16 protein-coding genes are annotated in these 24,720 nt (G+C 40.7%); 15 read left to right on the top strand and 1 reads right to left on the bottom strand.

Annotated features, from left to right (window positions below):
• Positions 1 to 3: 3 nt before the first annotated feature.
• From PLZ15_03705 to PLZ15_03635, 15 genes are all read left to right on the top strand, one after another.
• Entirely contained in the window at positions 4 to 675 is a 672-nt protein-coding gene (locus tag PLZ15_03705) for an NAD-dependent epimerase/dehydratase family protein (protein ID HOI28842.1), read from the top strand.
• Positions 672 to 1,646: a Gfo/Idh/MocA family oxidoreductase gene (locus PLZ15_03700; protein HOI28841.1), complete on the top strand. Its 975-nt coding sequence runs from the start codon at positions 672 to 674 to the stop codon at positions 1,644 to 1,646. The genes PLZ15_03705 and PLZ15_03700 overlap by 4 nt, the downstream gene beginning before the upstream one ends.
• A gap of 288 nt (positions 1,647 to 1,934) precedes the next feature.
• Positions 1,935 to 3,260: a hypothetical protein gene (locus tag PLZ15_03695; GenBank protein HOI28840.1), complete on the top strand. Its 1,326-nt coding sequence runs from the start codon at positions 1,935 to 1,937 to the stop codon at positions 3,258 to 3,260.
• Positions 3,261 to 3,267: 7 nt separating this feature from the next.
• The gene (locus tag PLZ15_03690) at positions 3,268 to 4,401 is read left to right on the top strand and encodes a glycosyltransferase (GenBank protein ID HOI28839.1); all 1,134 of its coding nucleotides are present in this window, start codon (positions 3,268 to 3,270) and stop codon (positions 4,399 to 4,401) included.
• A gap of 180 nt (positions 4,402 to 4,581) precedes the next feature.
• The gene (locus PLZ15_03685; GenBank protein ID HOI28838.1) at positions 4,582 to 7,203 is read left to right on the top strand and encodes a valine--tRNA ligase; all 2,622 of its coding nucleotides are present in this window, start codon (positions 4,582 to 4,584) and stop codon (positions 7,201 to 7,203) included.
• Positions 7,204 to 7,422: 219 nt separating this feature from the next.
• On the top strand, positions 7,423 to 8,796 hold the full coding sequence (locus PLZ15_03680) for a cytochrome ubiquinol oxidase subunit I (GenBank protein ID HOI28837.1): 1,374 nt from the start codon (positions 7,423 to 7,425) through the stop codon (positions 8,794 to 8,796).
• Between the two features lie 19 nt (positions 8,797 to 8,815).
• A complete protein-coding gene (gene cydB / locus PLZ15_03675) occupies positions 8,816 to 9,844 on the top strand; it encodes a cytochrome d ubiquinol oxidase subunit II (GenBank protein ID HOI28836.1) in 1,029 nt (342 codons plus the stop codon).
• Between the two features lie 72 nt (positions 9,845 to 9,916).
• Positions 9,917 to 10,516 (top strand): TetR/AcrR family transcriptional regulator, encoded by a 600-nt coding sequence (locus PLZ15_03670; protein HOI28835.1) that lies wholly within the window; start codon positions 9,917 to 9,919, stop codon positions 10,514 to 10,516.
• A gap of 22 nt (positions 10,517 to 10,538) precedes the next feature.
• On the top strand, positions 10,539 to 11,816 hold the full coding sequence (locus PLZ15_03665; protein HOI28834.1) for a SpoIIE family protein phosphatase: 1,278 nt from the start codon (positions 10,539 to 10,541) through the stop codon (positions 11,814 to 11,816).
• Positions 11,810 to 12,775 (top strand): pyridoxal-phosphate dependent enzyme, encoded by a 966-nt coding sequence (locus tag PLZ15_03660; GenBank protein HOI28833.1) that lies wholly within the window; start codon positions 11,810 to 11,812, stop codon positions 12,773 to 12,775. The genes PLZ15_03665 and PLZ15_03660 overlap by 7 nt, the downstream gene beginning before the upstream one ends.
• Before the next feature lie 20 nt (positions 12,776 to 12,795).
• Positions 12,796 to 14,871, top strand: a complete 2,076-nt coding sequence (locus tag PLZ15_03655; GenBank protein ID HOI28832.1) for a trehalase family glycosidase — start codon at positions 12,796 to 12,798, stop codon at positions 14,869 to 14,871.
• A gap of 57 nt (positions 14,872 to 14,928) precedes the next feature.
• On the top strand, positions 14,929 to 17,523 hold the full coding sequence (locus tag PLZ15_03650) for a glycoside hydrolase family 3 C-terminal domain-containing protein (GenBank protein ID HOI28831.1): 2,595 nt from the start codon (positions 14,929 to 14,931) through the stop codon (positions 17,521 to 17,523).
• A gap of 18 nt (positions 17,524 to 17,541) precedes the next feature.
• Positions 17,542 to 19,701, top strand: a complete 2,160-nt coding sequence (locus PLZ15_03645) for a trehalase family glycosidase (protein ID HOI28830.1) — start codon at positions 17,542 to 17,544, stop codon at positions 19,699 to 19,701.
• Between the two features lie 65 nt (positions 19,702 to 19,766).
• Positions 19,767 to 22,364: a GH116 family glycosyl hydrolase gene (locus PLZ15_03640; protein ID HOI28829.1), complete on the top strand. Its 2,598-nt coding sequence runs from the start codon at positions 19,767 to 19,769 to the stop codon at positions 22,362 to 22,364.
• A 33-nt stretch (positions 22,365 to 22,397) separates the two neighbouring features.
• The gene (locus tag PLZ15_03635; protein ID HOI28828.1) at positions 22,398 to 23,681 is read left to right on the top strand and encodes a M24 family metallopeptidase; all 1,284 of its coding nucleotides are present in this window, start codon (positions 22,398 to 22,400) and stop codon (positions 23,679 to 23,681) included.
• A 35-nt stretch (positions 23,682 to 23,716) separates the two neighbouring features.
• On the opposite strand, the gene PLZ15_03630 is transcribed toward PLZ15_03635, so the two are convergent.
• Positions 23,717 to 24,706: a hypothetical protein gene (locus PLZ15_03630; protein ID HOI28827.1), complete on the bottom strand. Its 990-nt coding sequence runs from the start codon at positions 24,704 to 24,706 to the stop codon at positions 23,717 to 23,719.
• Positions 24,707 to 24,720 lie beyond the last annotated feature (14 nt).

The following is a 24,720-nucleotide window of genomic DNA, read 5'->3' as shown; positions in this document are numbered from 1 at the left end:
TTTATGACGGAGTCGAACTCTAAAACAGCGATTGTTCTCGGGGCAACAGGATTAATCGGAAGACATCTTGTTAATAAATTACTGGATGACTCCCGCTACGGAACCGTGAAAACCTTTTCAAGAAGATCCGCGGGAATCAACCACCCTAAACTGGAAGAGAACATTGTCGACTTTAGTTTGATTGAACAATGGGGTGACAAAGTTTCCGGTGACGAATTATACACCGCACTCGGCACAACAATTAAGAAAGCCGGAAGTAAGGAGAAACAGTATCTTGTCGATTATACTTTCCAGTATGAAACAGCACATGCGGCTGCTGTAAATCAGGTTGAGAAATTACTCCTTGTTTCATCTGCAGGTGCCAACCGCTATTCATTCAATTTTTATCTAAGAATAAAGGGCTTACTAGAATCCGCAGTTTCCGAAATGCCATTTAAAAGAATAATTATCTTTCAACCATCACTGCTTATCGGTGAAAGGGAAACTCCCCGGTTTACAGAAAATATGGCCGGGATAATTATGAACGCTCTATTAAAGTATATTCCCGGAATTAAAAAGCTAAGACCGATTAAAGCTGAAACTGTTGCCGAAGCAATGATTAATGCCGCTAATGATTCAACCTTTGAGCGGCTGTTAATTTTCAAATCCGATCAAATATTTCGAATAGCAGAATGAAAAGTATTATAAGATGGGGAATTATTGGTTGCGGAGATGTAACCGAAATTAAGAGCGGACCCGGCTTTCAAAAATCTTCAGGTTCGGAGCTGGTTGCTGTTATGCGCCGTACCGGGACTCTCGCAAAAGATTATGCTGAAAGACATAACGTACCTAAGTGGTATGACAATGCTGATAAGTTAATTAATGATCCGGATGTTGACGCTGTTTATATTGCAACGCCCCCTTCATCTCACAAGAAATTTACACTCGCCGCTGCGGCTGCCGGTAAGCCTGTCTATGTTGAAAAACCGATGGCTCTTAACTACCGCGAATGTGTCGAAATGATAGATGCTTGTAAGAATAATAAAGTCCCCCTGTTTGTAGCTTATTACAGAAGAGCTTTACCAAGGTTCCTCAAGATTAAGTCGTTGATTGATCAGAAAGCAATAGGAGAAATCCGCTCTGTCAATATCAGATTCTATCAGACTCCTACGGAAAAAGATTTGACCAATGGTGAAAACTGGCGAGTAGATCCTGCAATAGCCGGATGCGGATACTTCTGCGATCTCGGCTCTCACATGATCGATCTTCTACAATTCTATTTCGGAAAGATTGTATCTGCTTCGGGTTTTCATTCAAACCGGGCCGGCTTATACAGTGCGGAGGATACTGTTAACGCCATCTTCAGTTTTGAAAACGGCTTAAACGGAACTGCAGCATGGTGTTTTGTCGCCGATGAAAATACCGATCAAACTGAAATTATCGGCTCGAAAGGTAGAATAATTTACCCAACCTTCAGCAGCGATCCGGTTATCCTGGTTTCGGGCGGTAAAAAGGAAGAGATAAAAATTGATAACCCGGAACACGTTGCCCAACCGCTTATTCAATTAATTGTTGATGAATTACTCGGCAAGGGTAAATCGCCAAGCAACGGTAAATCCGCCGCTTCAACCGCATGGACAATGGATAAAATTCTGGGAAAGCTTTAACCGCTTTTATTTCAAATTCCGCTATTCACCATTAATTCCAAATCCATTTCTGCTGTTAACCGATTCAACTTTTAAATACCCTGATCTTTGTTAACGGTCCATTCCGGATTAATATCTGCTAGTGTGAAAGATTGAAGACTTTTCAATTATTTGTAAGAAAATTTTTTGAGTATGCTGATTCATATTAACAAAATATAATTTGTTCTTATAGCCGAATCTGGATAAATTTTGATCGGAAGTAGTTTGTAATTAATTGGAAATTAAAATTGCCCAGAGGTATTGAAAGTAATGATTGAACCAATCGATGAAGTAAAAGCATGGGTGATCTCGGCAACAATGGGATACGGACACCAGAGAGCCGTCTATCCATTGAAAGAAATAGCCGAAGGCAAAATAATTACAGTTGGAGCGGGTGATGCCGCATCAAAGAATGAAGAGAAATTGTGGAAAAGAGTTCTCGGGGCATATGAGTTGATGTCGCGTGCCAGAAGTATTCCGGTTATTGGTAAACCTCTCTTTAGTCTTCTCGATACTCTTCTGCACATTCCCTCGTATTACCCGATTCGCGATCTTTCGAATGCTACTTTCCAAGTCGACCTTCTAGAGTCGAGCATCAAAAAAGGATTATGCTCGGCAATGCTTGACAAAGTGAAGATGAAGAATCTTCCGATTGTAACATCCTTCTACGCTTCGGCAATAGCTGCCGATATGAAAGGAAGTCATAATGTATATTGTATTATTTGCGATGCGGATCTAAACAGAGTATGGGTGGCCCGTCAGCCGTACGAAAGCAGAATTCATTATTTCGCGCCGTGCGGAAAAGCTGCTCAGAGATTAAGGGCATACGGAGTGCCCGATGAAAGAATTTTTATAACCGGCTTCCCGCTCCCCATTGATCTTCTAGGGGACAGGGATCTGTCGGTTCTTAAAAGTAATCTCGGTACAAGACTTGTAAATCTCGATCCTAAAAATGTCTTCAGAGCACGTCATGAAAAAAGTATCCAGCACTTCATAGGAGAAGAAAATTACTCTAACAGGGATAAGAGAAAATTAACTATCGCATATGCAGTGGGCGGCGCAGGTGCTCTTAAAGAAATCGGTAGTAAAATAGCTTTCAGTCTTAAAGATAAAATCCTGAGAGATGAAATTAAACTTCTGCTTATTGCGGGTACAAAACAGAATGTATTCGATTATTTCAAATCAGTAAAAGAAAAGATAACTACAGATGATTCTAAGATCGATATAATTTATGCCGAAACACACGAAGAATATTTCCATAAGTTTAACCGGGCAATGCATCAGACCGATATACTCTGGACAAAACCGAGTGAGCTTTCATTCTATTGCGGTTTGGGATTGCCTGTTATTATGACCCCGCCGATCGGTTCGCAGGAGAAGTTTAACCGCTTGTGGCTTTTCGAAATTCAGGCGGGCATTAAACAGATGAATCCCGAATATACAGATCAGTGGCTGCACGATCTCTTAAACAAAGGAATTCTTGCGGAAATGGCCTGGTCGGGATTTCTGAAAGCAAGAAAAATGGGGACTTATAAAATAATTGAGATACTTAAAACAGGCCGGATGACTCAATCCAATTCTCCGGTTTTCCGGTAATTCAGAAATGAATAAAGAAAAACATCTATTTATATATTTAAGAACAGGCGGAGGTCATTTAGCACCCGCACGCTCCGTTGCCGAATATATTAAAAAATATAAAGGCGACGAAGCCGAAACTCTTCTTATAGACGGATTCGGTGAAAGCAGAAAATTCGCCCGGTTTGTTATTGAGGACGGTTACCGTCACCTTCAGAGTAGAGCAAAGTGGTTCTATGAATTTCTTTATGCCACACATAAATTTAAAACCGTTTCGCATATCAGCGCTTACCTTGTATCGATAAATATTACCAAATATTTAAAAAAAATTATTGAAGACTACCGTCCCGATAAAATAGTTATTTTTCATTTCTTCCTGATTAAACCGGTCTATTCTACATTAAAAAAACTTGGAATGAATCTGCCCGTAGTAACTATTGTAACGGACCCTTATACAGCGCATCCATTATGGTTTTTAAAGAAAGATCAGAGTTTTATTCTTTTCAGTAATGTACTTAAACAGAAATGTATTGAATCCGGTATAAAACCGGACAATCTGAAAGTCTTTCCTTTTATACTTGGGGAGAAATTTAAATCCCCTCCCGGGAAGAATGAAATTATAGATCTTAAAAAGAAATTCGGACTGAATAAAAATGTGGTTCTTATTCTCGGCGGCGGCGATGGTATTCCTAACGGATTCCGGATTTTTAATACGCTTGCTTCAGGCAAAGGTGAATACGATCTGCTGATGGTATGCGGCCGGAATAATAAATTGTATGAACGTGCTCTTAATCAAAAAAAAATGTATCCCGGTAGAAGAATTGAAGTATACGGATTTGTCGATTTTATTCATGATCTGATTTCCGTCTCCGATCTGGTTATTACCAAATGCGGCGCTTCAACTTTTATGGAGATCCTGATGTGCGGAAGAATCCCGGTGGTCAATAGTTATATATGGGAACAGGAAAAAGGGAATGTCGATTTTATACTGGAAAACAAACTCGGTATTTACGAGAAAAACATAAGTAAGCTTGCGGTTATAGTGACTAAATTATTTGAAAATCCGGGATTGCTGGAATATTACTCAAAAAATATATCCCTCGCAGGACTCCAAAACGGTACATCCGAAGTAGCAGAATACCTGACCGGCTCTCAAAATTAAATTCAAGACTCTTTACGGGTAATGGTAAAAAACGCAATTTACTTGTAATTCCCGTTTTTATATTTCTCCTCAATCATTTTATCCTGGTATTGACCGCCGGCCAAATCTTTTCCCGGCCGAGCATTGAGCATCAGGATTCTTTATATTTACACCTGATTAATATTAATTTGAGAGAAGTAAATGTCCTCTGCTAGTTTTTCGGAAATTCCAAAAACATATAACTCTAAAGATGTTGAGGAGAAGTGGTATCAATACTGGTACGAACATAATCTTTATCATTCCGAGGTCGATGAATCTAAAGAACCGTATACTATTGTAATCCCTCCGCCAAACATAACAGGCATTCTGCATATCGGTCATATTCTTAATAACACGCTTCAGGATATCTATATAAGATACAAGCGGATGAAAGGTTTTAATGCATGCTGGATTCCGGGTATAGACCATGCGTCAATTGCCACCGAAGCTAAAGTTGTTGCGATGTTGAAGGAAAAGGGGATTAATAAAGACAATATCTCGCGGGAGGACTTTCTTCAATACTGTTACGAATGGAAAGAAAAATACGGCGGAATAATTTTCAAGCAGCTCCGTAAACTCGGCGTTAGCTGCGACTGGCAGCGTGAACGCTTTACTATGGATATTCATTATTACCGAAAAGTTATTGAAGCGTTTGTAAAGCTCTATAAGGAAGATCTTATTTATCGCGGTTACAGGATGGTAAACTGGGACCCGGCTTCAAAATCCGCAATCAGCGATGAAGAGGTTTTTTATAAAGAGGTTAAAGGTAATCTCTGGTATTTCAAGTATCCGGTTAAAGACTCAACTGAATTTGTAATTGTCGCTACAACCCGCCCGGAAACTATGCTTGGCGATACCGGAATTGCAGTCAACCCCGAAGATGAAAGATATAAACACCTGATCGGAAAAACAGTAATCCTACCGATTGTCGGACGTGAAATCCCTCTCTTTGCTGATGGATATGTCGATAAAGAATTTGGAACCGGTGCTGTTAAAGTTACTCCCGCTCATGACGTAAATGATTATGAAATGGGCCTTCGGCATAAATTAGAGATGGTTAATATCTTTAACGAGGATGCAACTTCAAATGGAAATGTGCCTAAAGAGTTCAGAGACCTCGATCGGTATGATCTCCGGTTTAAAGTGGTTGCCAGAATGGAAGAACTCGGACTTCTGCATAAAGTTGAAGACTATACAAATAAGGTGGGTTACTCCCAGCGCGGGAATGTACCGATTGAACCGTATCTATCCGAACAATGGTTTATGCGGATGGAGAAACTTGCAAGACCGGCTCTCGATGCTGTCTTGGAAGGTAAAGTAAATTTCTATCCAGAACATTGGGTAAAAACTTATGAACACTGGATGACGAATATAAGGGACTGGTGTATATCGCGTCAGCTCTGGTGGGGACATCGCATACCTGTCTGGTATCATAAGGACAGCGGTGAAATCTATTGCGAGGTCGAACCGCCGGCGGATGCCGACAACTGGTACCGGGACGACGACGTGCTTGATACATGGGCTTCGAGCTGGCTCTGGGCCCAGGATGTTTTTACTGATGAAAAAGAACAGAACTATTATTATCCCACAGACCTTCTTGTTACTGCGCCTGATATAATATTTTTCTGGGTGGCAAGAATGATTATTGCCGGTATGCATTTTAAGAATCAGATTCCTTTCCGCGATGTCTACTTCACCAGTACCGTTCGCGATTCGCAGGGCAGGAAAATGAGCAAGTCGTTGGGTAATTCTCCAGATCCTCTCGATCTTATAGACGAGTATGGTGCCGATGCCCTCAGATTTACTATGATCTATATTGCCCCGCTCGGCCAGGATGTTCTTTTCAGTTCCGATAAATGCGAAATAGGTAGAAACTTCGCTAATAAAATCTGGAACGCGGGCCGCTTTCTTATGATGAATGCTCAGAATATTAAAGTGGATAAAGAACTTGTTGACAAACATCTCGACTTTACCGACCGCTGGATTCTGTCGCGCTTCGAAAAGACAATCAAAATGTTCACCGAGGCAATCGATGAATATGAAATCAATAATGCCGTGAAAATAATCTACTCTTATGTCTGGAGTGATTTTTGCGACTGGTACATAGAGCTTTCGAAATTCAGGCTTTATAATGCTGACGACGAAGTGAAATCGGCTCTTCTCTCGCGTGCGATATCCCTGTTTGAAGAGATGCTTAAGCTGGTTCATCCGTTTATGCCTTTTATTACCGAAGAGATCTGGCAGCTGCTTGGAGAAAGAAAAAAAGGGGATAGTATTTCAATTCAGGAATTTCCTAAATATTACGGAATACTGATTGACGAGGTTGCCGAGAATAATGTTGAGTTCATTCAGAACATTATTAATGCGATCCGTAATATCAGGGGCGAGATGAATATTCCTCCTTCAAAGCTGATCAATGTTTATTTAAAGACCGGTAGGATAAACGACGACCAGATAAAATATATTAAGTCGATCGTCAGAATAGATGAGCTGGTTGTTGACCCCGCTATGCAGAAGCCGAAGGCAAGCGCATCGGCAGTAGTAAAAGATTGCGATGTTTTCATTCCGCTTGAGGGCCTTATTGATCTGAATGTTGAACGGTCCAGAATTGAAAAGGAGATTACCAGAATTTCCGGTTCTTTAGAAGGTGTTAAGAAAAAATTGTCGAACGAGGGATTCGTTGCCAAGGCTCCCGTAGAAGTTATTGAACGCGAAAGAACGAAAATGCACGATTGGGAAACTTCCCTCGAGAAATTGAAAGCTATCCTGGAAGACCTTAAGTAAATACTGTTTTATTCCTTATTCAGGATCTTGCAAATATTTATAGATTATCATTTTCGATAATCTTTTTTCCTCATAAAATAGTTTGCATTTGAGATCCCCGCATCACTCTCAAATGTTCTCATACCAGACTTCCGCTAAATACTATATTTATTTCAAGTTCCATTCCTTTTATTTATTTCTTATTTTAAATCAGCTTCAAAAGAAAATATGGATTATCCCATGGACGTAGAAATTCTCTCACGCATTCAATTCGCTTTTACAATTGCTTTCCATTATATCTATCCTCCTCTCAGCATCGGTCTGGGAGTTCTTCTTGTAATAATGGAAGGAATGTACCTTAAAACCGGCAATAAGCTTTACGAAAGGATGACAAAATTTTGGGTTAAGATATTTGCCTTAACTTTTGCTATGGGTGTTGCGACCGGAATTGTTATGGAATTTGAATTCGGAACAAACTGGGCTACATACTCGCGGTTTGTTGGTGATGTTTTCGGCAGCGCACTGGCCGCAGAAGGAATATTTGCATTCTTTCTTGAGTCGGGATTTCTTGCTGTGCTTGTCTTCGGCTGGAATAAAGTAAGTCCTAAGATGCATTTCTTCTCAACAATAATGGTTTCATTCGGATCGATGCTGAGCGCAGTCTGGATCGTAGTTGCTAACTCCTGGCAGCAGACGCCGGCCGGTTATCATATAGTTGGTGAAGGAATTAATGCGCGTGCCGAGATAACAGATTTCTGGGGAATGGTATTCAATCCTTCATCAATGGAAAGGCTGTCTCATGTTTTGTCCGGTGCATGGCTTGCCGGTGCTTTTCTTGTTTTAAGTGTGAGCGCCTATTATTTATTGAAAAAAAAGCATATTGAATTTGCAAAATCGTCTTTCAAAATTGCTCTGGGTCTGGCTGTTTTTGCTTCTCTGTTCCAACTATTTACCGGTCATAAAAGTGCTGTTGGTATCAGCGAAACCCAGCCCGCAAAACTTGCTGCGTTCGAAGCACATTATGATTCATCTTCCGCGGGCGATCTTTATTTATTCGGCTGGGTCAACGATCAGAAGCAGGAAGTAAATTTCGGAATTAAAATCCCGGGAATGCTGAGCTATCTTATCCATGGCGATCCGGATAAACCCGTCACCGGTCTCAATGCATTCAAACCGGAGGATCGTCCTCCCGTTAATATTGTTTTTCAGTCGTATCATCTTATGGTTGCAATCGGTTTCTTTCTGATCGGAATAAGTCTGCTCGGTTTAATTCTTTTGCGTAAAGAAAAAATATTCGAAATGAAATGGCTTCTGCGAATTTTTGTTATTGCAGTTCTCGGTCCTCAGATTGCAAACCAGCTCGGCTGGATTTCTGCCGAGGTTGGAAGACAGCCCTGGATAGTTTATAACCTGCTCAGGACCTCGGAAGGACTATCTAAAGTTGTAACTGCTAATCAGGTTCTGTTTTCATTAATACTCTTTACAGCAGTTTATGCTCTCCTTTTTATTCTGTTTCTTTATCTCTTAAATGAAAAGATTAAACACGGCCCCGAAGATGCGGAGTTAATTCCTTCCGAGTACGAACATCAGAAGGGAATTCTAAACAGAAATTAAAAACTAAATTTGATTTAATATGGAATTTCAGTTCGACTTAAACACAATCTGGTTTATACTGATCGGAGTTCTTTTAACCGGTTATGCAATACTGGACGGCTTCGATCTCGGTGTTGGTGCTCTGCATCTTCTTGTAAAAGACGACACAGAACGCAGGATTATGATCAATTCGATCGGTCCCGTATGGGATGGAAACGAAGTCTGGCTTGTTACCGGAGGCGGCGCCCTCTTCGCTGCATTCCCGCATGTCTATGCAACCGTCTTCTCCGGGTTTTATATCGCGCTGATATTGCTGTTGTTCGGATTGATTTTCAGGGCGATCGCTATTGAATTCAGAAGCAAGCAGCCGATGAAATGGTGGCGTAAGATGTGGGATGTCGCTTTCAGCGTATCAAGCATCCTGATCGCTCTTCTGATGGGTGTAGCACTCGGTAATATTATCACCGGTGTACCGATCGATGCGGAAAAGGAATTCGCGGGAAACTTTTTTACACTCATCAATCCTTATACTCTCTTAGTCGGTGTAACAACGGTAGCTCTGTTTATGATGCACGGTTCAATCTATGTCGTTATGAAAACCGAAGGAGTACTTCAGAATAGAATACGCGGATGGGTGAACAATACAATTATATTCTTTGTGATCTGTTATGTTACCACAACAATGTATACACTGATTTATTACCCGCACATGGTTCAGCATTTTAAAGACGAACCGTGGCTTTTCCTTATTGCAGTATTGAATATGCTTGCTATTGCAAATATACCAAGGGAAATTTTCCACGGTAGAGATTTCAGGGCGTTTCTCTCATCTTGTGCAAGTATTGTGGCGCTTCTTGCCTTGTTTGCAGCGGGACTATTTCCAAACATAGTTCTCTCAAACCCTAATCCGGAATACAGCTTAACAATTTATAACGCTGCATCTTCGCAGAAGACTTTGAATATTATGCTTATTGTTGCATTGATAGGTGTCCCGTTTGTTTTAGCATATACGATCAGTATTTACTGGATCTTCAGAGGAAAGGTTAAGATTGATTCGATGAGTTACTGAGAATATCAGAAATAGAACCTGATTTTATGATTGAGTATTGCTATATTAACGAGCGTTCATTAAGACGGCTAAATGAAATATCCCAATACTAAAAAACTTATCATAGAAAATGCTCTCGATTATTTCTCGACAAACGGTTACGCCGGCGCATCGATAAGACAGATTGCCCGTGCCGTCGGAATCCGCGAAAGCGCTATCTATAATCACTTCAACTCTAAAGAGGATATATTCCTAGCAATCCTTTCGGAATTCAAATCGAAATCATTGAGCGATAAAATCCTGAACGACGAATTACTCGATGAACTTGATAACCCGGAAAAATTCCTTCATGATTTTGCATTGAAGCTGATCGGCCTCTGGAATACTCCCCGTGAAAGAAAGTTTATCCGCCTTCTTCTCATGGAACAGTTTACTAAAGTAGGCTCTACCGAACTATCGATTACCGAATATATAAACGAACTCCGCAATATCTGCCGGCTTATCTTTTCTGAAATGATAAAAAACAATATAGCACGGAAATACGATCCTTCAATTCTTGCCGAACAGTTCACTGCTCCTCTCTTTCTGATTAGAACCGAGTATCTCGCTAAAGATGAGGGTATTAATATCGATAAAGTTTCCGAGATGGTAAGAAAACATGTATCGTTTTTCTGGAACTCAGTAAAAGTGTAATGGAAAAATTATTTCGAAAATAATGGTGTCTGACAAAAGATCTAAAAATAATCTGATTGAACGATTGAGGTTTTTTCAGTCGATTGTAAGGAAAATATCCGAAAGGAAATCTCTTGAGAAACTCCTTGACGAAATTATAGATGCGAGCAAATCACTTCTGAATTCGGAAGCCGCATCACTGCTTCTCTACGACCGTAAAGACGGTCTTCTTCATTATCATACCGTAGCCGGACGAAAGCGTTCGGCCATAAAAGCAAGAACAATTAAGATAGGTGAGGGAATAGCCGGATGGATAGCCGGCAAACGGATTCCGGCAATTATCGACGACTGCTATTCAGATAAGCGTTTTAACAGGGAGTTTGATTCAAAATCAGGATTTAAAACAAGGAATATGATCTGTGTACCGATGGTGAAGAAGAAGGAGCTGATCGGTGTTATTCAGTCGATGAACAAAAAAGGAGGCCGGAAGTTCACTAAAGAAGATCTCGATCTTTTTGAAGCCCTTGCCGCTCAGTGTGCAGTCGCAATCGAAAATGCAAGATTAACCGAACTCGAATTCCGTGAAGAACAGATAAAGAACGAACTCGAAACAGCGCGTATTATCCAGCAGCGGTTTATCCAGCGGGAATTTCCCGTTTTTAATGATATTGATTTCGACCTTAGACTTATTCCCGCAAGGGAAGTTGGCGGTGACTATTACTATGTTGACCGTATCAACGATACTAAAACTCTCTTCATGATTGCCGATGTATCCGGAAAAAGTATTTCCGCTGCTCTGATCGTTTCGACACTCTATTCATTTATAAATTTCTATTTACTTCAGCACAAATCAAATTTTGTTCTTAAACACTTCGTTGAGTCCTTTAATAAATTCCTAATATCATCCACTACACCGGATAAATTTGTAACTGCCTGGTTCGGGCTTTTTAATCACACTGATAAAAGTATAACGGGGATCAGTGCCGGACATAATCCCACCTATCTTCTGCGCAGCGGTTCGGATCGGTTTGAAACTCTATCCGAAGGAGGACTTATGCTCGGCAGTATTGATCTTCCCTATTCAGAGGAAAGGATAACTCTGAACAAAGGCGATCTGATTTCCTTTTATACTGACGGTGTCCCGGAAGCAATGAATTCTAAAAGTATTGAATTTGGCGATGAACGTTTTAAAAGGATATTGGCCAGAACAAGAAATTATTCTGCTCAGGATATTATTAACGCTGTGATCAGGGATATTAATAAATTCCGGGGTGCGGCCGAGCAGAGTGACGACATAACAATCGGGATTATAAAATGCTGAATTCGGAACCAAACAGAAATGACATTATTCAAGCTCATGAAAGAATTAAAGGGCAGATTCATAAAACGCCCTTGTTTACATCCGATTCTCTGAATCGCATTACCGGGTGTCAAATCTATTTTAAATGTGAAAATTTTCAGAAGGTGGGAGCATTTAAATTCCGCGGGGCGAGCAATGCAATTATCTCACTCGATAAAAAGGAACTTGAGAAAGGTGTGATCACGCACTCTTCTGGAAATCATGCCGCCGCACTCGCGCTGGCTGCAAGAATGCTTAATACTCCCGCTTATATTGTTATGCCGGTTACCGCGCCTGAGATTAAGAAGAAAGCTGTTGCCGGATACGGCGCAAAAATAACTTTCAGCGAGCCAACCGTTAAAGCACGAGAGGAAGCTGCCGGGAAAATAGTTGATGAAACAGGAGCTACGTTTATTCATCCTTACGACAATTATTCAATTATTGCCGGACAGGCAACATGTGCAAAGGAAATTCTTGAGGAAGTAAATGATCTGGATTATATAATTTCTCCCGTTGGCGGAGGGGGACTTGTATCCGGTACATGCCTGGCAGCCCGGTATTTTTCGAACGGGACAAAAATAATTGGAGCCGAACCTGAAGGTGCCGATGATGCATTCCGCTCTCTTAGAGATAAAACCATTTATCCGTCAGTAAAACCGGATACTATTTGCGACGGACTCCTTACACAACTTTGCGATAAAACTTATAAGATTCTCGAAAAAAATATCGACTCTATAATAACTGTCGGCGACAATTTCACAATAGAAGCTATGAAACTGATCTGGGAACGGATGAAAATTATTGTTGAGCCGTCAGGCGCAATTACGCTCGGTGCCGTTCTCTTCAATCAGGCATTTTTCAGAAATAAAAAGATTGCGCTGATATTATCCGGCGGGAATGTTGATCTCGAAAAACTCCCCTGGAATAGAAAAACCCAGTAACTATAAGATCCGGACCGGATATGAAAAGAATATTTCTTTTATTATTAATTCCTTTCACTCTTTATTGCCAGAGAAATTATCTTTCCAATCTGAATGCGACAAAAGACGATCCCGTTTACACAGCTTATGCTTCAGCTATTGAAAGATCCGATTATAAAATTGATCAGGCCTACTCTCTTAGCTGGTTCGATCCTGAAAAAGGAATCGGTTTTGAATCATTTAACGGTGGGAATATACTTTATGCGTTTGAACTGAACGGGATTGTTAAGTATCACTTAAAAAGCTTTTACACCGAACCTGTAATCACAGCGTCGTACCCGGACCTGGTAAAATTTTACTGCTACCCGTACAAAGGAATTCGGGTGGAAGCTTCGATGGTTGTCTATAGCTCCGGATTTACGATTCAAGATGTCAAGATTTTTAATGAAACCGGCAGTGTAGTGGAATTGAACCTTTATCCCGTATTTCAATTTGAAGGAGGGATTAAAGAATTAAAATACCTCAATCGAAATAATGCTTTTCATTTTCATCATAGAAAGGAAAGAGACGAATGGATGAAGGATCACTCAATTCCTCTTTCTGAAAATCTACAATCAGTATTCATGTTAACCGATATTCCCGAAGGCCATGGTGCCTATTTATCTCTAACTGAATCAGCTTCCGCAGCTTCACCGGCATTTCTCAATTCTCTTCCGTCGAAAAATCTGAATGGATCAACGTCGGCGAAAAATCCTTCAATTCTATCATTCCGGAAATCAATGAAGATAAATCCGGACAGTTCCGGTCAGATCAGAATTATAAGAGGAATTGATGATTCAGCAGTTGACCCCGGATCATTTATTGCAAATGCTGAAATAATGAGAGGAATTAATTTTACCGATCTCATTGAAGCCAACGAAAAAATCTTTTCACGTATACCGGAAATAAATTTTCCCGATGAAGACACGAAGCTGCTCTATTACAATGCGTTCAGTCTGATCCGTCAGTGCATGATGCGCCCCGAAGGTGAAAGCAATTATAATTATTATGTCTTTTCAAGAGAACCGAAATGGGGATGGGGTTACGGCGGACAGGTCTTTCATGAAAGCCTTGTGATGCTTGCTTATGCTTTCATGGATCCGGAAAGCGCAATGAGTTCTCAGCGAGTCTATTTTGAAAGACAGCGCAATGATGGTTATATCAATTACCGGACCGGTCCCTATCTTAATGAAGAGATTGTTCATAACGGCGAGTATACAAGTTCGGCTCCCTGGTTCAATTATATCAATTACGAAATATATAAGATCAGCGGTGATAAAAAATTTCTGAGGGACGCGTACAATAGCGGGAAAAAATTTTACAAGTGGTATACGGAACGGAGGGACTCTAACGGAAACGGATTATCAAGCTGGGGCGGACATGCAGAGCTTGAAAGCGTTCGTGATGCCAGGGTTGCCGTATGGGATAAGGTCGGCTGGGCATCAAATTTTGAAGGTCCCGATCTCAACTCGATGCTTGTGATGGAGGAAAAATCATTGGCTGCAATGGCTTCAATACTTAAACTCGAAGACGAGAGCGCCAATTGGGAAAGAAAATCACTCGAGAGAAGTGCGCTAGTTAATAAATATTTGTGGGACGAGGAATCTCAATTCTATTATAATGTTAACAAGAATGATCAGAGTTTCACTTTCAGATCGAAGAATGATTTGAAGATAAAAGAAATAATCGGATTCCTTCCGTTGTGGGCCGGAATTACTGATATGTATAGAACCCCAAAATTGATTAAGTCCCTTTTAGATGAAAAGGAATTCTGGCGCAGATATGGAATACCAACGCTTTCAGCGAAGGATGATTATTATAACCCGATCGGTTACTGGAACGGTCCGGTCTGGATCCAGTGGCAGTATCTGATATTCCGCGGACTTCTCGATAACGGTTATAAAAATGAAGCGGTTCAGCTTGCCGGCAAAGTTATGAGTAATGTAATTAATCAGCTGAAGACCGATCATTATTTCTGGGAATTCTATAGTGCGGATGATCATCAGGCCGGTTGGAACAAGTCATATATCTGGACCGGAATAATAGCCCGGTTTTTAATCGACATAAATTCACTCTGATATTTTTATTATCTATTGTACTATCTGCTCTTATGAATTAGCAAGCATGGACTGCTGATGAAAAAAATAATTTTACTTCTGATAATTCTTTATTCACCGGTTTTCTCTCAGACCACTTACATTTTTCCGTTCCGCAATCCTGAATTATCAATCGACGAGCGGATTGAAGACCTCTCAAAGCGGTTGACACTTCAGGAAAAAATTTCCCAGCTGGTTTATAACGCACCGGCAATTGAGCGGCTCGGTATTCCTAAGTATAACTGGTGGAACGAGGCTCTTCACGGCGTGGCGCGTAACGGACTTGCTACGGTTTTCCCTCAGGCAATTGGACTTGCCGCTACATGGAATAATGAATTAATCCGAAAGTCGGCTGATGTCATTTCGGATGAAGCCCGCGCCAAGTATAATTATGCAATTTCGAAAAACCAGAGGGGAATTTATCAGGGACTGACGTTCTGGTCTCCGAACATTAACATTTTCCGGGATCCGAGATGGGGAAGAGGACAGGAGAGCTATGGTGAAGACCCGTATCTAACCGGTCAAATTGCTGTAAGTTTTATAAATGGATTGCAGGGTAATGATAAGAAGTATTTGAAACTTGTTGCGACATCAAAACATTTTGCGGTCCATAGCGGTCCCGAACCGGACCGTCATTCTTTCAACGCCGAAGTAAGTGAATATGACCTGAGAGAAACTTATCTCCCGGCATTTAAAAAAACAATTGATGAAGCAAACGTTCAGTCTTTAATGTGCGCTTATAATAGTCTGAGAGGAGACGCCTGCTGCAGCAACGATCCGCTTCTAAATAAAATATTGAGAGAGGAGTGGAAATTTGACGGATATGTTGTATCCGATTGCTGGGCGATTCAGGATATCTGGCAATTCCATAAACAGGCGGCCGATGCAGTCGAAGCATCTGCTAATTCGGTAAAAGCAGGAACGGACCTTAACTGCGGAGTATCGTTTAAACATCTTTTTGAAGCCTACCAGAAAAAACTTGTCGGTGAGGAGGAGATCAATTCAGCATTTAAACGGATCTACAAAGCACGGTTCAAACTTGGAATGTTCGATCCCCCCCAAATGGTTCCCTATTCAAACATAGATATCAAAATAGTCGACTCAAAAAAACATAAGGAGGTCGCGCTTCAAACATCCAGGGAATCGATTGTCCTGCTTAAAAATGAAAACAACCTTCTTCCATTAAACAAAGAAATAAAAAGTATTGCCGTAATCGGTCCAAATGCCGATGATGTGGAAGTCCTTCTCGGAAATTACAACGGTTTTCCATCTGATCCGGTTACTCCGCTGAAAGGAATAAGGAAGAAAGTTTCCGCAGCTACGAAAATTTATTACGAAACCGGCTGCGATATTGCTGAAGGAATGCCGAATTCATCAGTAATACCGGCCCGGTTTTTATTTACAGGTGAAGACAAAAAAGAGAATGGGTTGAAAGCTCAAGTTTTCAACAATTCCGGATTTCTGGGTAAACCCGTAAAAGAAGTGATCGATAGAAATATCGATTTTCACTGGTTGCATAACCCACCGTACCCCGGAATTGAACAGAATAATTTTTCCGTAAGGTGGAGCGGATATCTAGTCCCTCCGGCAACGGGTGAATATAGAATAGGCGGATGGGGATTTAGCGGACTCCACATTTATTTCGAAGATTCGCTCATTGTCAAATACGACGGGGAACATCATCCTATAAAGCGATTCGGTATTGTAAACCTTCAGGAGGGGAAAAGTTATAAGATCAGGATCGATTACTATTCCTCATCCCGCTATTCAATGGTTCAGCTCCTCTGGTCCCTTCCGGATCCCGGACGGGAAATGCGGGCAATAGAGTTGGCAAAGAAATCCGAAGCTGTTATAATGTGTATGGGAATTTCACCCCGTCTTGAAGGTGAGGAACTCGAAGTTAAAATTCCGGGATTCCAGGGCGGGGATAGAACTACACTCGACCTGCCGGAAACCCAGCAGAGGTTAATAAAGAAAATTAAAGAGCTTGGCAAGCCGGTTGTACTAGTGCTCTTAAATGGAAGTGCTCTTTCAATCAATTGGGAGACTGAAAATATTCCAGCAATTGTTGAGGCGTGGTATGGAGGTCAGGCTGCGGGAGATGCTGTTGCCGATGTTCTGTTCGGGGATTACAATCCTTCAGGTAAATTGCCCGTCACATTCTATAAATCTGCCGGTCAACTTCCGGATTTCAGAAATTATGATATGAAGGGAAGGACTTATAGATATTTTGACGGCGATGTGCTGTATCCTTTTGGATATGGCCTAAGCTATACAACATTTGAATACTCAAATTTGAGATTGGATAAAGAAAAGATAAATATTAATGAAACAGCAAAACTTTATGTAGAAATTAAAAATACCGGAAGATTTAGCGGAGCCGAAGTTGTACAAATGTATATAGAAGGGAAAGGAATTAAACGGAATGATGCAATAAAAACTCTAAAAGGATTCAAAAAAATATTTCTTTCAAAAGGGGAAACTAAAACTGTAATTTTTGAAATCACTCCCCGGTCGCTTGAAAAATTTGTTGAAGGAAGGGGATTTGTAATTGATTCAGGAATTTATAAATTATTGATAGGCTCATCTTCCCGGGATTCCGATCTAAAATCAGTTGAGTTAAAAGTTGAATAATGAATTAAGGAATTATTTATGCGTTCAGTAATTATATTCATGCTTTTTTCAATAAGTACTTTCGCTCAATTTCTTTCAGTAAAAGATGAATATCTTAAATTCAATGCCGGGCAAAACGATCCGCTCTATACAACCTATACTGCTGCTATGGAACGTTCCAGATTGTATGGTGATAAAGGTTATAAGATGGATTATTATTCCGATTGCTCTCCAATAACATATTCTGGGGATCAGGCCGGCAGGTTTTATTGCATTTGGAAAGTGGATCAGGTTGTTGTGATGAATACCGGCGAGTATTTTAAGAAACCGGTTGTTACATCATCCTTCCCGGATATGGCCATAATCGAACATTCTCCTTTCAGGGGAATTAAAGTTCAGGAGACATTCTTCGTTTACAGCTCTTCAATTGCTCTTGTAAATCTTCAGATTAAAAATGAAGATGCGATTCCCCACAATATTGAATTATATCCCGTTCTTGAACTCGGCAACGATTCTTTGTTAATAAAAAATTATGATGAAAAAAATAACGCGTACATTACAAATCATTATGAATCGAAATACAGACTTGTAAGTTCCCTCTATAAAAACGCTCCGTACCCTACCGATACACGCGATTATTTTACCGCCGGATTTACTCCTTATTCATATGGCGGTTATAATGGAGGAATGGAACAGTTTTATATTACAATTAAAACCGATTTTTATGCGAAGAACAGAAATGATTCCCTCAATAATAAAGAGGAGGGATATGTTAATTTTGTTTCGCTTCACGGAAAATTTTCACTTAAACCCGGCGAAGAAATTAATGTCCGCTATTTCCGCGGCTGGCAGGACCGGAACGAGGATCTTAAACCTCTTTTAGAGCAAATTGATCGGCTAAAAACTGATTCACTGCAGAAATATGTTGATGATAACGTTAAACTCTTTTCGGGAATTCCAAAAATAAATTTTGTCAGCGAAGACGAGAAACTTGTCTATCTTAGCTCTTTTAATCTTGCAAGAGGTTCTTTCTATCCACCGGCCGAAAAGACTAACCATAATTTCTATGTCTTCTCGCGTCAGCCTCTATGGGGATGGGGACACGGTCATCAGGTCCTTCACGAATCTTTAAGTATGCTTGCTTATGCTCATCTCGACCCTCAATCGGCACAAGGTTCTCAATATGTATATATGGAGCAGCAGCACGAAGACGGTTTAATTGCTTACCGTCACGGACCGCGCGGACTTCAGGATTATCCTCATTACAGCAAAGTTCTCGGCAGGGATATGTCAACCACTTCGGCACCTTTCTTCAGCTGGATCAATTGGGAAATTTTTAATGTAAGTAAGGATAAAAAATTTCTTGAGGACGCCTACCGGAGCGGTGTAAAGTATACAAACTGGTTAATAGAGAACCGCGATCTCGATAAGGACGGGACGTTTGAATGGGGACCCTACGGTATAATTGAAAATGTGCGTGACTGGTATAATGCAGTATTTCAGGTTAGTGCGGAACGGTACCTCGATGTTGACAAAGAGGATATCTCCGATGAACTGGAATGCCTCGACCTTACATTAATGGTTGTAAAAGAGATGCGTTCGCTCTCGGAAATCGCAAAAGAACTCGGTGAACAGAATGAATCTGCTGAGTGGAAAAAAAGGGCGGATAAAATTTCGAATTTGATAAATGATAGGATGTGGGACGATGAAATGGAATTCTATTTCTCTATTAATAAAGAGGATCATTCATTCAAGTATCTTACAAGAGATTTGAGACGCGAAGAAATTATCGGATTCCTTCCACTGTGGGCTGAAGCTGCGCCCGCGGATCGGGCCGAAAAATTGATTAAAAAATTACTGGATCCTTCAAAATTCTGGCGTAAGTATGGAATTCCAACTCTTGCAGCCGATGACGAATGGTATACACCCTATGTCGATTACTGCTGCAAGTGGAACGGTCCAGTCTGGCTCCTTTGGAATTATATGGTGCTTGACGGACTGAAAAAGTATGGGTATTATGAGATAGCCGGAGAGCTGGCGGATAAAATGATGCTTGCCGTTACAACGCAGCTAAAAAAGAATCACAACTTCTGGGAATCCTATAGTCCCGATAACGAAGTACTCAACTCTCCGCCTAACTATATCTGGGATTCTATAATGGCGCGGGTGTTGATTGAAAAATATAATTTTAAGCAATAGGCCCTTTAGAAAAATGATTTGACACTGGCGGGAATAAATTTTATTAACTAATTATGATACAAACTATGAGAATTCTAAAACTAACTGCTGCCTTTTTTACATTACTTACATTAACTCTTTCGGCTCAAACTCCCAGATTTGAATTAAAGAAAAACGATCTAATTCTCACCCGGGCTGCTCAACCACATCAGTATATGGATAAGATTGGATCCAAAGCGGCTCTTATGGGTTTTGAAAACGGATCTTTCGAAATGTGGATCTGGCCCTGGAAAGTCCTTCGCAATTTTGATCTGCAGTTCTTTGTCGGAACTACTACACAGCCGATTCAATCAAAAGATATTGTCCGTGAAATTTCAGTTACTCCCGAAGCTACTACAATTACTTTTGTATATGAATCTTTCACGGTAAAAGAGATTATTTTTATTCCTCACGACAAACCGGGAGCGGTTATTTTACTGGACGTTTACACAACCACACCACTTACAATCGTACCCGGATTCATGCCTGTTATGCAGCCGCAGTGGCCCGCCGGAATCGGCGGTCAGTACAGTTACTGGGACAGCAACATGAAAGCCTATATCATTTCCGAATCCCAGAGGCGCGGAATATTTTTATGCGGATCGCCATTAGCAGAACAGATGGCCGCGCCGCCGGCTCATATGTTTGCCGATAATCCTATTCAATTCAAATTTACCGTTGAGCCGAATAAATCCAACGAGAACTATTATCCGATTGTAATTGCTGGAATGCACAACCAGCCGCGAGATTCAGTCTTTGCACTTTATAAGGATCTTACGCAAAATGTAGAAAAGTATTACGTAGGTACTTATAACCGCTATAAACAATTACGTGGATCTACAATTCAGGTAACTACACCGGATAAAAAACTGAATCTGGCATTCGAATTCGGAAAAGTTGCGTTAAGTAATTTAATGGTTGAAAATCCGGTTCTCGGGAAAGGATTGGTTGCCGGTTACGGATTGAGCGGGGGTGGCGGGCGTCCCGGTTTTGCATGGTACTTCGGCGGCGATGCGTTTATAAATTCTCTGGCTATTAATAGTTATGGCGACTACACAACTGTTAAAGATGCCCTTATGTTTACACAGAAGTGGCAGCGGCAGGATAACTTCCCGATCAGAAAAAAATCGAAGGATGAAAAAAATACCGAAATCGGAAAGATGGCTCACGAACTCTCTCAAAGCGACGGTCTGATTGACTGGTGGAACGATTATCACTACGGATATAATCACGCCGATACTACTCCCTGGTATCTTGTCGCAATGGGAGATTATTTTAGAAAAACCGGAGATATTGACTTCATCAAAAAAAGCTGGAAGTCGATTGTTCAGGCTTACAAATGGTGCATTACAAAAGACAGCAACGGCGACGGATTGATGGATCTTAAAGGTGCCGGATTAGGAGTGCTCGAATTCGGAGCGCTCGTAAGAATTAATAATGATATGTATACCCAGGGATTATGGACTCAGGGAATAAAAGAGATTAATCTGATGGCAAAACTGGTCGGCGATAAAGATATTGAAAAGTCCTCCGCCGATCTTCTTCCGCGCGCGATCTCGGCACTTGAAAAATTATTCTGGTTGGAGGATTTAGGATATTACAGCTTCGGTGCCAGCGACGACGGCAATCAGGTGCGCGATAAAAATATTTTTCCTACATCCATAATGTTCTTTGACCTTCTCGATGAATCCCGCTCTTCCAGATCGATAAAGAATTTCAACGAAAGCGATTTGATAACTGATTGGGGTGTACGCAACCTGTCGAATAAATCGAGTCTTTATGAGCCGACAAACTATAATTACGGAACTGTCTGGGGTTTCAATTCAATTTTTGCGAATGCGAGTCAGTATAAGTACCATTATAACCTCTCTGCATACTCGCTTCTTATGAATACAATTCAGCATGCTTTCGATTACGGACTCGGGATTTTTCCTGAAGTTTTCTCCGGTGATATAAACACAAAACTCGGAGAGGCATATCATAACCAGGGCTTTTGTACAAGCGGTTATATCTTCCCGATGATGACCGGCTTGCTCGGCCTGAATGTAAATGCAATTGATAATAAACTCACTTTCGCACCTAAACTTCCAATGCAATGGGAATCTCTCGATATTAAAAATATCAAAGTCGGGAAATCGAATTTGAATCTCTCAAATAAATTGAAAAACGGCGAATGGAAACTGATTATAGATAGAACTGGCGATGGTGAAATCAATTTTGAATTCAGACCTGATCTTTTTGTCGGATCGGAAATTAAGTCGGTTACAATCGACGGTATCCCGGTAGAATTTAAATCTGTACAGGAGCTTCCGGCTGTACAACTAAGCGCGGATTTTAAGATCAAAGGGAAAAATGAAATTGTTGTTAAATATAAACCTTCGGTCGAAATCTATCTTCTTCCGCAAACCACTCCGATCGGGGCGACAAACGAAGGTTTGAAAGTGATATCTCAGAAATTTCTGGATGGAATGCTTTTCATTGAAGTAGAGGGCTTGCCCGGCAGAGAATATCTGCTCGGTATTATAAATGAGGATCTTGTGGAATCAATTGAAGGAGCGGTGGAAAACCACGGTAAATTACTAATTTTAATGCCGGGTACTGGCAAAAACTTTGTTAAGCATCAGCTGGCGATAAAAATTAAGTAATTTAAAATTTATTATTGAACAACGGAGATTAAAATGAATTTTAAAAAAGTAGCACTAATATTCTTTGCCGGATTATTTCTCTTTTCCTGTACCAAGCCGGTTCCGGAAAAATCCGAACAGAAAAAAATGGAATTGAAAACTGCCCGAGACTTCAATTATAAAATGGAGATTGAAGAAAAACTTCTACGGGTTAATACTTTTCTTAACGAGAACAAACTCGACGGCATTCTGCTTACGCAGGTCCGCAATGTTTACTGGATAACGGCAGGACTTTCAAATAATCAGATAGTATTAAATAAGGATGTCGGCGCCGCCTCGTTGCTTATAACGAAAGACGGGGGTAAATACCTTCTCTGCAACGGAGCGGAAGCGCAGCGTATGATGGACGAAGCACTTAAGGAACTTGGTTATAATCTGATAAAATATAACTGGTACGAAACAAATCCTGTTAAAGATGTTCGCGGTGACCTGATTAAACAATTCGGAAAAATAGGAAGCGACACAGACTATCCCGGTACCGTTAACATTGCGGATAAATTCAAACCCCTCCGCTATTCTATGAACGGTTACGAACTGGTCAGATATTCTTATGTCGCACGCCAATCAACCGATGCTGTAGCCGAAGTCTGCAAGAAAATAAAACCCGGCATGAACGAATTCGAAATTGAAACCATTACTGCTAACGCTTTAAGAGACAGACAGATTCTACCAACGGTTCTTCTCACTTCCGTTGACGAAAGGATCTATAATTACAGACATGCCCTACCCGGGGGTGCGGTGCTTCAAAAATATGCGATGATTAATATCTGTGCCGAGAAATGGGGAATGCCGATTGCGGTTACCAGATTTGTTCATTTTGGCCCGCTCCCGGAGGAACTTAAAACTAAACTTGAAAAAACGGCTGTTGTTAACGCACATTATCAGGAGTTGACCCGACCCGGTGTTCCTGCTTCGGAAATATTTGAGAAGATGAAAGAGTGGTATGCTTCAGTTGGATATGAAAATGAATGGATGCTTCATCACCAGGGCGGTGCAATCGGTTACGACGACCGCGAATGGGTGATTTATCCCGGAATAAAGGAAGTTGTTCTGGAGAACCAGGCATTTGCATGGAATCCGACTATTACCGGAGCCAAAGTTGAAGAGACAATTATTGTAAACAGTAACGGCTTTGAGGTAGTTACAACATCTTCAAACTGGCCTATGATTATTGTAAACCTGAACGGTAAAAAATATCCGCAGCCGTCAATACTGATTAGAGACAACGAAAGCTACGGATTAGTGCAGACGAAAGATTATGAAATTGATGTTAAATAGTATCTATTGATACTGCAGTTTTTTCACAATAATTATTAGTGGAGGTTTTTCAGCAGCCAGCTTTTTAATGGTTCCCGGATTTGATATTCTTCAATCCAATCAGGATTATCCTTTAGAAAATTCTCGTAGATCAGAATCCTGACGTCACCAATATGCCCGATTCTTTTTTCCGGGGGAATTAGTTTATGCTGCTGAATCGGGTAAGCATATGCATTGCTGAACCACTGAATATTTCCCCATTCGACTTTAGAACATATTACTGCGCTTAATACTGCCTGGTGAAGAAATATCTGGTGTTTTATGTCAGAACAGTATTTTCTCTGAAAGTCTTCATCGCGGATTAGTTTTGTGAAGACCCGCTCCCAATCGGCGAAAATTCCCGATTCCGGATTTACGGAGATAACCTGACAGTTAATATAAAACCGGATTCGTTTGCTTTCCACCAATGATTCTACTATTGGCACCTGATCCGGATCAATTTTTAATTCGCTGTAAATTCTCTTCCAGAAACCATCAACCGGACTTTTTTCTAACTGACCGATATTATTTAAAAGAAAAACAGGCCGCATCGCCGTCTTCATATTTAAACGGAGTTCCAACTCGGCCGGCTCGGAGAAAACAAGGCATTCATTATCTAGCCATACCAGATTTACATCCTGCTTATTAAGAATTTTCTCTACCTGTGCGGAAGCATATACTTTTTTGGAAAACAAATAATCTGAGCCGGCGGAATCGATCTGAATCGGGAGAAACTCAACTTTGTAGCTGGACAATTTGTAAATATGCTTTGCCGCCGGTTTATCGTAAACTATATATATCCTGCTGTTATTATACTTTCCCCCGTTTTCTCTTAAACTCTTTATCAACAGTTCAGAAGTTTGAATATCATTTATGTTTGAAACGGATAAGACAAAAACCAGTTTTGAATATTCATTTATTCCGCCGGATGATTTCTCTGCGGGCGGAAAAAACATTAGGATAAAAATCAGAGCGGAAGTTGGGATCAATACATTTATTGATTTCATAATCAATCCGCAAT

The organism is Melioribacteraceae bacterium, from assembly GCA_035362835.1.
Classification (GTDB): domain Bacteria; phylum Bacteroidota; class Ignavibacteria; order Ignavibacteriales; family Melioribacteraceae; genus DSXH01.
This window is presented reverse-complemented; position numbering and strand designations above follow the sequence as displayed.